Consider the following 5,743-nt stretch of genomic DNA (forward strand, 5'->3'; position numbering starts at 1 on the left):
CGCAGCAGCCGGGCCCGGTCGGCGGGGGCCACCCGGCGCCAGGTGTCGAAGGCGGCGCGGGCGCGGGCCACGGCGGCGTCGGTCTCGGCGAGCCCGGCCAGTTCGACGGTGGTGATCACCTCCTCGGTGGCGGGGTTGACGACCTCGAAGAGGTCCGGTTCGGTCATGGGCTCGTCTCCCGGTGGCTGGCGGTGGTGAGGGCCCGGGCGGTCACGGCTCGGGTGTCCGTGGCTCGGGCGATCAGGGCTTGGGCGATCAGGGCCTGGAACAGGCGCAGGTCGTCGGCGTCGGTCTCGGGGTGCCACTGCACGCCGAGGGCGAAGCGGTGGCCGTCGAGTTCGAGCGCCTCGACGGTGCCGTCGGCGCCGCGGGCGGTGGGCCGGAGCCCGCTGCCGAGGCGGTCGACGGCCTGGTGGTGGTAGCAGGAGACCTCGGCGTCCGGCCCCAGGACGGTGGCGAGCCGGCTGCCGTCGGCCACCTCGACCCGGCGCCGGACGAACCGGGCGGGGACCTTCTGGTGGCTCCCGTCGGGCAGGTGCTGGAGGAGGGTGCCGCCGAGTTCCACGTTGAGCAGCTGCATGCCGCGGCAGACGCCGAGCAGCGGGAGGTCCCGGGCCAGCGCGGAGCGCAGCAGGGTGCTCTCCCAGTCGTCCCGGGCGTGGTGGGGCGGGCCGGTGCGCGGGTCGGCGGCCGCCCCGTACCTGGCCGGGTCGAGGTCAGGTCCGCCGGCGAGGACGAGGCCGTCCAGGGCGTCGAGGAGGTGTTCGGCCCCGCCGGGTTGCGGCGGCAGCAGTACCGGGGTGCCGCCCGCGCGGACGACGGCGTCCACATAGGTCTGGGGCACCAGGGAGGCGCGTTGGTGCCAGACGGACCAGGCCGCGTCGTCCTGGTAGGTGGTGATGCCGATCAGCGGTCGGCGCGGGCCCGTGCGGGTCACAGCCGCTCGAATCCGCGGCGCCGCTCCCAGTCGGTCACCGCCCGCTCGTAGGCCGCGAGTTCGGTGCGTCCGGCGTGGGTGTAGTGCCGGACGACGTCCTTGCCGAAGGCCTCGGTGGCGACGGCGCTGCGCTCGAAGGCGTCCACCGCGTCGCGCAGGTTGGCGGGCACCCTGGGGGCGTCGGAGGCGTACGCGTTGCCGGTGAACTCCGGTTCGAGTTCCAGCTGTTGGTCGATGCCGTGCAGTCCGGCCGCGATCAGCGCGGCGACCGCGAGGTAGGGGTTGACGTCGCCGCCGGGGACGCGGTTCTCGAACCGCAGCGACGGGCCGTGGCCGACCACCCGCAGGGCGCAGGTGCGGTTGTCGCGGCCCCAGGCGACGGCGGTGGGGGCGAAGCTGCCGGGCACGTAGCGAAGTCGGCGAGGCAGGCGAGCTGCCCGGCGAGGAAGTGCTCCATGGTGCGCGAGAAGCCGTGCGGCCGGTCACCGGCGAACACGGGTGCGCCCCGGTCGTCGCGCAGGCTGAGGTGGATGTGGCAGGAGTTGCCCTCGCGTTCGTCGTACTTCGCCATGAAGGTCAGGCTGCAGCCCTCCTGGGCGGCGATCTCCTTGGCGCCGGTCTTGTAGACGGCGTGGTTGTCGCAGGTGGTGAGGGCGTCTGCGTACTTGAACGCGATCTCGTGCTGGCCGAGGTTGCACTCGCCCTTGGCGGACTCGACGGCCAGGCCCGCGCCGGCCATCCCGTTGCGGATCCGGCGCAGCAGGGGCTCGATCCGGCCGGTGCCGAGGACGGAGTAGTCCACGTTGTACTGGTTGGCCGGGGTGAGCCTGGCATAGTCCTTGTCCCAGGCCTGTTCGTAGCTGTCCCGGAAGACGATGAACTCCAGCTCGGTGGCGGCCTGCGCATGCCAGCCGTGGCCGGCCAGGCGGTCCAGCTGGCGTTGCAGGACCTGCCGCGGGGAGACCGCGACCGGGGTGCCGTCGTGGTGGAGGACGTCGCACTGGACCATGGCGGTGGCGGGGTGCCAGGGCACGGTCCGCAGGGTGGCGAGGTCGGGGCGCAGCGTCAGGTCGCCGTAGCCGTTCTCCCAGGAGGAGATCTCGTACCCGTCGACGGTGTTCATGTCGATGTCGACGGCGAGCAGGTAGCCGCAGCCCTCGGCGGCGCCGGGCACCACGTCGGCGAGGAAGTGCTCGGCGGCCAGGCGCTTGCCCTGGAGGCGGCCCTGCATGTCGGTCATGGCGAGCACGACGGTGTCGACGGACCCGTCGGCGACGCGGGCGCGCAGTTCGTCGAGGGTGAGCCGGGGGCTGGTCATCGGACCTCCAGTTCGGTGTCCCGGGCGTCGGACTCGGGCGGCGTGGCCAGGACGTGGGGTCCGGTGAACCAGTGCCGGGCCGAGACCAGCCACCACACCCCGGCGAAGCCGACCACGACGGCCACGGCGACGGGGGTGTAGTTGAAGCTCTCGGCGGTGATCGGGGAAGCGGTGGGGAGCATGAACAGAACGGTGATCACTGCCGTCCAGCCGACGGCGAGGATGCCGATCGGCCGGCTCCACCGTCCCAGGTGCCAGGGGCCGGGAGCGAAGTCCTCGCCCTGGCGCAGCCTCAGGTACACCGGAATGACGTAGGAGATGTACAGGCCGATGACGGAGATGGAGGTCACGGCGGTGTAGGCGGTGGTGTTCCAGAGCGCGGGCAGGCCGAGCAGCAGTGCGCCGCCGGTCGCCAGCCAGACCGCGTTGGTCGGGGTCTGGGTGCGCGGGTCGATGCGGTGCCACAGCCGGGAGCCGGGCAGGGCGCCGTCCCGGGAGAAGGCGTAGATCATGCGGGAGTTGGCGGTGACGGAGGCCATCCCGCAGAAGAACTGGGCGCCGATCACGACCAGCAGCAGGAACTGGGCGCCGCCGGAGCCGATCGCGTCGATGAAGATCTGGGCGGGCGGGACGCCGGTGTCGCTGTTGAGCGCGCCGTCGTAGTCGCGGATCGCGAAGGTGATGCCGAGCAGCAGCACCCAGCCCGCGGCCAGGGACACGGTGATGGCGTTGACGATGCCGCGGGGGCCGGAGCGGGCGGCGTCGCGCGTCTCCTCGGTCATGTGCGCGGAGGCGTCGTACCCGGTGAGGGTGTACTGGGCCATCAGCAGGCCGATCATCGCGACGTAGAACTGGTTCCGGAAGCCGGTCCCGTTGACGAACTCGGTGAGGACGAAGGAGGCCGGGGCGTGCTGGTCCGGGAGCACGGCGAGGGCGCCGACGATGACCGCGACGCCCACCAGGTGCCACCAGACGGACACGCTGTTGAGGAGGGCGACGAGGCGCACGCCGCGGGTGTTGAGCAGGCCGTGCAGCAGCAGGATGACGGCGAAGATCTCGATGGTGTGCAGGGGACTGGCCTCGATGCCGAAGCGCAGCGTGAGGAAGGCGTTGGTGAAGAACGCGGCGCCGAAGTCGACGCCGGCGGTGACCGCGACCTGGCCGAGGAAGTTGAACCAGCCGGTGAACCAGCTCCACGCGGGCCCCCGGCTGCGGCTCAGCTTGGCGGCCCAGTAGTAGAGCCCGCCGGCCGTCGGGTAGCTGGAGCAGATCTCGGCCATGGCCAGCCCGACGCAGAGGGTGAACAGGCCGACCACCGGCCAGCCCCAGACGATCAGGGCCGGGCCTCCGGTCTTCATGCCCGTGCCGTAGAGGGTCAGGCAGCCGGAGAGGATCGAGACGATGGAGAAGGAGACGGCGAAGTTGGAGAAGCCGGACATCGAGCGGGCCAGTTCCTGGGTGTAGCCCAGCTCGCGGAGGCGTTGTTCGTCGTCGGAAACGGGGGTGGTGCTTTCCGGAAACACGGTGGGGGAAGGCTGGTCGCTCGCGTGTGGCTCGTCTGCGCGGGTTTCGGGTGAGCGTGCGTCGGTCATGGGCACCCCAGGGGGTTGAGGGTGTGCCGGGACGGGCAGGGCCACGACGGCGTGGCGCGCTCGGCCGGGCGGGTTCGACGGTCGGACGGCTCTTCAATGGTCTGGAACCAGACCATTGGGTGGGTGAGCAGCATCGTTCCGGCTGAGCCGGGGCCACGTCAAGGGCCGACACCGAGAAGGGAACGCAACGAGGTCCGACACCCGCCCGTAGGTACGATTCCGGGCGTGGACCTGGACCAAGCACGTGAGCAGGCACGACTCGACTGGCAGGCCGGCGCGATCTTCCGCCCGGTCCGCACCGGCAACGCCTTCGAGGAGACCGTCGAACGGCTCCTCCAGGCGATCAAGCTCGGTGTCTTCGGCCACGGCGACCGCCTGCCGGCCGAACGGGACCTCGCCGCACGACTCGGCGTCAGCAGGGAGACCCTGCGCGAGGCGCTCCGCACCCTGCAGCAGGCCGACTGCGTCGAACCCCGCCGCGGCCGCTACGGCGGCACCTTCGTCACCTACCGGATGCCCGCACCCGATGTCGCCGACCTCCGCCGGGCCGCCCGGGACCTCGGCGGCGCACTGGAGGACGCGCTGACCTACCGCCAGGTCCTGGAGGCCGGCGCAGCCGAGGCCGCCGCCCGCCGCACCCTCACCGCCGACCAGCGGGGCCATCTGGAGCGCCGCCTCGACGACCTGGAGGACTCCCCGCCGGACCAGTACCGCCAGCTCGACTCGCGGTTCCACCTCGCCATCGGCGAACTCACGGGCTCCCCCACCCTGGCCGCGGCCATCGCCGAGGCCAGAATGCGCCTCAACGACCTCCTCAACGCCATCCCCATGCTGGACCGGAACATCGAGCACGCCGCCGAACAGCACCGGGCCATGGTCCGGGCGATCCTCACCGGAGACGGCGACGCGGCCAGGCGCGCCACCGAGGAGCACCTCGCCGCGACGGCCGCGCTGCTGCGGGGCTTCCTGGCCTGAGGCTCCCGCCCCGGGCCGGGCCCGGGCCGGCCGCGCGACCCAGGGGTCCCGGCCGGCCCAGACATTGCGCTCAGGTCAGGACGCGCACTCTCGGCAGATCGGCCGGCCGTTCTTGTCCTCACCCGCGAGCTGCGCCCGGTGGTGGACCAGGAAGCAGGTCATACAGGTGAACTCGTCCGCCTGGAGCGGCACGACCCGCACGGTGAGTTCCTCACCGGACAGGTCGGCGCCCGGCAGCTCAAGCCCTTCAACGGCCTCTGGCTCCACGTCCACCGAGGAGCTCTGCTTGTCGTCCCGCTTGTTCTTCAGAGCCTCGATACTGTCGTCGCGTCCCTCGTCGCCGGTGTCGCGCGGGGCGTCGTAGTCGGTTGCCATGGTGCTGTCTTCTCCTTGAGCGTCGCTTCCGGCATCGCATCGTGCCACCTGCCGGCCCACGGAGCATCCGCCGCACACAAAAGCGCGGCCGATCCCACCCGTGGCGCCCCACCATCTCATCCGCCGCACCGCGGGGCGCGCGAAGCCCCACCCATGATCCACCCATCGGCCGACCCGAGGCCGTTCCGGCGCCGTTCCGGCCGACGAAATCCCGGGTCAGGACCGGACGAGCTGACGCTCCGCCGCCTCGACCGTCCGTACGAGCTGAATGGCGCTGGCCATGGGACCGACACCGCCGGGGACGGGAGTGATCAGGCCCGCCCCGTGCCGGACGCTCTCGAAGCCGACATCCCCGCGAACAGGAGCATCGCCACCGGCCTGCCGAGGATCGGGCTGCGTCCACCATACCCTTCGCCCCCGGACTCTCGACGGCGTTCAGCGGCGCCACCATCCGCCCCCGTCGCGATCAGTCCGCTTCCGACGTACTCATCGCGACGAGTTCGACCTCGAAGCCGTCGTCGTTCTCCAGGTAGGCGGCATAGACCT

The 5,743-nt window shown here is 71.9% G+C and carries 5 protein-coding genes and 2 pseudogenes; 1 reads left to right on the top strand and 6 read right to left on the bottom strand.

The window, feature by feature from the left end; all coding sequences use genetic code 11:
• The 4 genes and pseudogenes from VR45_RS45710 to VR45_RS18410 form a co-directional block, all read right to left on the bottom strand.
• A partial coding sequence (locus VR45_RS45710; RefSeq protein WP_159394258.1) for an aldehyde dehydrogenase family protein occupies nt 1-167 on the bottom strand: 167 nt, incomplete at its 3' end.
• Nucleotides 164-937, bottom strand: a complete 774-nt coding sequence (locus VR45_RS18400; RefSeq protein ID WP_045940880.1) for a gamma-glutamyl-gamma-aminobutyrate hydrolase family protein — start codon at nt 935-937, stop codon at nt 164-166. The genes VR45_RS45710 and VR45_RS18400, both read right to left, overlap by 4 nt.
• Nucleotides 934-2,255: pseudogene (locus VR45_RS18405) on the bottom strand (glutamine synthetase family protein). Before VR45_RS18405 ends, VR45_RS18400 begins: the two are co-directional and overlap by 4 nt.
• Nucleotides 2,252-3,778 carry an amino acid permease gene (locus VR45_RS18410; RefSeq protein WP_045940881.1) on the bottom strand — a complete coding sequence of 509 codons (1,527 nt, stop codon included), beginning with the start codon at nt 3,776-3,778 and terminating at the stop codon, nt 2,252-2,254. Before VR45_RS18410 ends, VR45_RS18405 begins: the two are co-directional and overlap by 4 nt.
• A gap of 294 nt (nt 3,779-4,072) precedes the next feature.
• Between VR45_RS18410 and VR45_RS18415 the strand changes: the two genes are divergently transcribed.
• Nucleotides 4,073-4,822 (top strand): FCD domain-containing protein, encoded by a 750-nt coding sequence (locus VR45_RS18415; protein WP_234326034.1) that lies wholly within the window; start codon nt 4,073-4,075, stop codon nt 4,820-4,822.
• 75 nt (nt 4,823-4,897) lie between these two features.
• Here the strand turns inward: VR45_RS18415 and VR45_RS18420 are convergent, their stop codons facing one another.
• Complete coding sequence (locus VR45_RS18420; protein ID WP_030395238.1) at nt 4,898-5,197, bottom strand: DUF4193 domain-containing protein; 300 nt, start codon at nt 5,195-5,197, stop codon at nt 4,898-4,900.
• A gap of 216 nt (nt 5,198-5,413) precedes the next feature.
• Nucleotides 5,414-5,551, bottom strand: a pseudogene (locus VR45_RS44225) (bifunctional 5,10-methylene-tetrahydrofolate dehydrogenase/5,10-methylene-tetrahydrofolate cyclohydrolase); the annotation flags it as partial.
• Nucleotides 5,552-5,743 lie beyond the last annotated feature (192 nt).

The sequence above is a fragment of the Streptomyces sp. NRRL S-495 genome (genome assembly GCF_000966955.1).
Classification (GTDB): Bacteria; Actinomycetota; Actinomycetes; order Streptomycetales; family Streptomycetaceae; genus Kitasatospora; species Kitasatospora purpeofusca.

Bases quoted from the DNA above. Each gene is read 5' to 3' on its own strand.
- VR45_RS18420 (WP_030395238.1), bottom strand. From the start codon at position 5,197: ATGGCAACCGACTACGACGCCCCGCGCGACACCGGCGACGAGGGACGC.